The 2,955-nt window shown below is 57.1% G+C and carries 2 protein-coding genes; both read right to left on the bottom strand.

From position 1 onward, the window contains the following. Nucleotides 1–109: 109 nt before the first annotated feature. Nucleotides 110–718 (bottom strand): Uma2 family endonuclease, encoded by a 609-nt coding sequence (locus tag ACH2EH_RS22650; RefSeq protein ID WP_395145323.1) that lies wholly within the window; start codon nt 716–718, stop codon nt 110–112. Between the two features lie 3 nt (nt 719–721). Further along, the coding region (locus tag ACH2EH_RS22645) for a hypothetical protein (protein ID WP_395145321.1) at nt 722–2,955 on the bottom strand (2,234 nt) is incomplete at its 5' end.

Genomic DNA, 2,955 nt, shown 5'->3' with positions numbered 1-2,955 from the left:
CCTCCGCCTGATCATTCACCACGGACAGATTCCAGTACGTCGCCTTGTTAATCAAATCAAGAAGCTCATCAAGATCATCAGGAAGGAAGCATTCTGACTTTATCATGACCTACTCCGACTTTGGTGGCAAGAGCGCACTTACCAGAATCGCCTGATCCGGTGCTGCCAAGGGCGCAATGCTCTGATTTTCTCCATGAACCGTCACGCTCTGGTACTTACCGTCGCGTGGCTCGCGGTGAACATGAAGTTTGCGCTGCACCAGATCCAGTGACCAGTATTCCACAATTTCTGCCCGCGCGTAGAGATTTGCCTTGGTACCACGGTCAAAGTAGCGCGTCGCATCCGAGATTTCGACGAGAAGCCGAATATCATCCGGGCGCGGGTTCGTTGCCGAAAACTCAGCCAGAGGCCGGGCCAAGACGGTCACGTCTGGCTCAGGTTCACTGGTCAGGTTGTCTTCGGGAGAAACATCAATGGGTCCAGGGAGCTGAACATAATCTTCACCGAAAATACGGTTCATCAGGGAGAGAGTCAGCGAGGTAGCGAAGAGGTGAGGACGTTTCTGAGGCATTTTTCTGAGAATATCTCCTTCGATCAGCTCATATTTACCAGGCGTGAGTAGGCCATCGCGCTCGAATCGCTCGCAATCGTTGCGGGTCCAGCGGATGCGGAAGGGACGAGTGGTATCTAGCTCTGGCTCATAGGTTGCAGAAGGCATAGCCTATTTTACTCCTACTTTCTGGTGAAACACAGCCAGCGTCGTGAGGCGCTTGGCTTTTGGATTGGTAGCGGGTGGCGCGGTGACGGTGCCATTGAGATACTCGGGGGTTAAGACCAGCGCTTTGATCAGCGGCTTGAGGGTGTAGTTATTTTTGACGACAGAGTTCCAGAGCCGCTGGTAGAGCCCGCGCTCGTCGGTCTCGCAGCGCAGCTCGCGGCCAAAGTACCACACAAAATGCGTCTGGAGGATCGTGCGAATAAAGCGCTCCTTGCTCACGGCCTGCATGGCAAACGCTTCCATTCCCTCCCCTTTGAACGGATAGGCAGCCACTTCATCACGGTCCGAGTGGTCAATGGGCAGACCGTACTCATCGTGCGCCCGGTAGTTTCCCTCGTCGTTCCAGTGCGCGCGTTGGTACGCAAGCGGCGTGAGCACTTTATGGCAGGTGTAGCAAACTGATTTCGGATCGGTGGTCGCCGATGCCGTGATGCCCGTGCGCGACTGAACAATCTCATCGGGCACCTCAAAGACATAGCCGAGGAATTTTTCGCACACTTGAGCGGAGTAGTTGAAGTGCGGCAAACTCGGTTTTCCCTGGATAAACCCACGCATCGTGAGTACCCCCGTCTTGCCGTAATACGCCGGACGCGGCTGCTTCTGAAACGCACTATTGACCGAATAGTCCGCAGTCAGTAGCTCCTTAAAGGGGCGGTTCTGCATCGCCAGATAGGTCCAGAGCCGCGCGGGTTCGTCTTGCTCAAGCGTACCGTGGCTCTCGATATAGAGGCGCGTGCGGTGAAAATAGAAGTCCGTGAACTCTTTGGAGGCAAGATAGCTATCCACTAGTTTCTCTAAAGCCAGGCCCGCCTCGCACTGTGCCAGCTCAGCACCGCTAGGCGTGCGCCCCACCAAATCCTGCGCAAGTTTCACGAGCTGCAGGCGCTTACGAATCTTAGGATCGGTAGTGGCTGTTAGAGAACGGGGACGCGTAAAGAGAAAGTCGGGGTGCGCGAGCAGCGCCCGGCAGAGTCCTTCCCACGCAGCTTGTTTCGCAGAGAGCTTGTTCACCGTAAACACCAGCCTGGGCAGGGTTGGATCCGTGAGCAGCACTCTTGGCCCGCCAATCTGCGTCCACTGAAACGTCAAGGGCGAGCGCTGGATGTTATAAGACGACGAGGCGTCAACTGTGAGCAACGCCCCAGGATGTGCGATAAGCGGCGCAGCAACCTGCACAATAGGCGACGAGGACTGGGCATGTACCACAACGGGGACGCGTGTCTCATTATCGGCCTTGCCCGGATAGACAATCGCCGGGCGGTAGGCACGCTTTGGATCGTAGCCATCACCGCTCATAGGAGAAAAAAGCAATGAGAGCGGCTTTTTTCTCTTTTCTGCATCTATTGCAAGGTCTTGCAGTAAATCCGGCCCAACCGTGTTGTAGGGGTTGAAGTTCTCGGCGGGGAACTTGCCCCACTGTTCTTTATTTTTCGCCTTGCCCGCCCGAAGCAAAACCGGCACCTCGCTGCCCGCATCAAAAAGGCGTACCGCATCGGCGACCACGCGCTTTGTCGTGCCCTCATTGTGCACTTCAACCCCATCGTTCGGGCCAAACACAAACGAGGATTTCAAATCCGCGTGAGGTCGGTTATCCACGCTCTGGTCAATAAAGAAATGTGCCTCACCTTTGGGCGGCACCGGCGGCGCGGGGGGCGTGGCAATGGTGCTGGCTTTATCCGCACTCACCACCTGAACACAGAGATCCCGGCAGAGGCTAGCAGGCGCGAGGTTCTTGCCCGCGGGGCGCTTTGCCGCAGCTTTCGGGGCGGAAGCACGCTTCCACAGAAAAGTCACATCGTACTTGCCGGGCTTTTCGACACGCAGCGGGAAGGTGATCTGCGAGGCGCCCTTGTTCTCACTATTGTCCTCCGCGCTCGCTCCACTGAGCTTCCACGCGCCCTCGACGAGAACGCCGGGCTCCCCAACTTTAACAACCCACTCCTGGCCCTCTCCCTTCACGCGCACCCCGACCACACTCACATTGCCGTAGCTCTCGGCGTTGCTGATGATCACGCGCTGCCCTGTGTCGCCAGGAAGGAGCGTAAAACTCCCGAGCAGCTTCTCCGCCGCCTCGCCTGTCTCTTGATCCACGTAGAGTGTCGTGAGTGCGTGATCGTCGCTACGAATGGCGATGCCCAGCTCTTTGGTCACCCGCTGGCCGCGCTCGTCGGTGACGG

It is taken from the genome of Armatimonas sp. (assembly GCF_043760365.1).
Classification (GTDB): Bacteria; Armatimonadota; Armatimonadia; order Armatimonadales; family Armatimonadaceae; genus Armatimonas.
The sequence above is the reverse complement of the archived record's forward strand: the minus strand, read 5'-3'. Positions and strand labels throughout refer to the sequence as shown.

Excerpts from the sequence above, each read along its gene's own strand:
- ACH2EH_RS22650 (WP_395145323.1), bottom strand. The coding sequence starts at position 718 with ATGCCTTCTGCAACCTATGAGCCAGAGCTAGATACCACTCGTCCCTTC.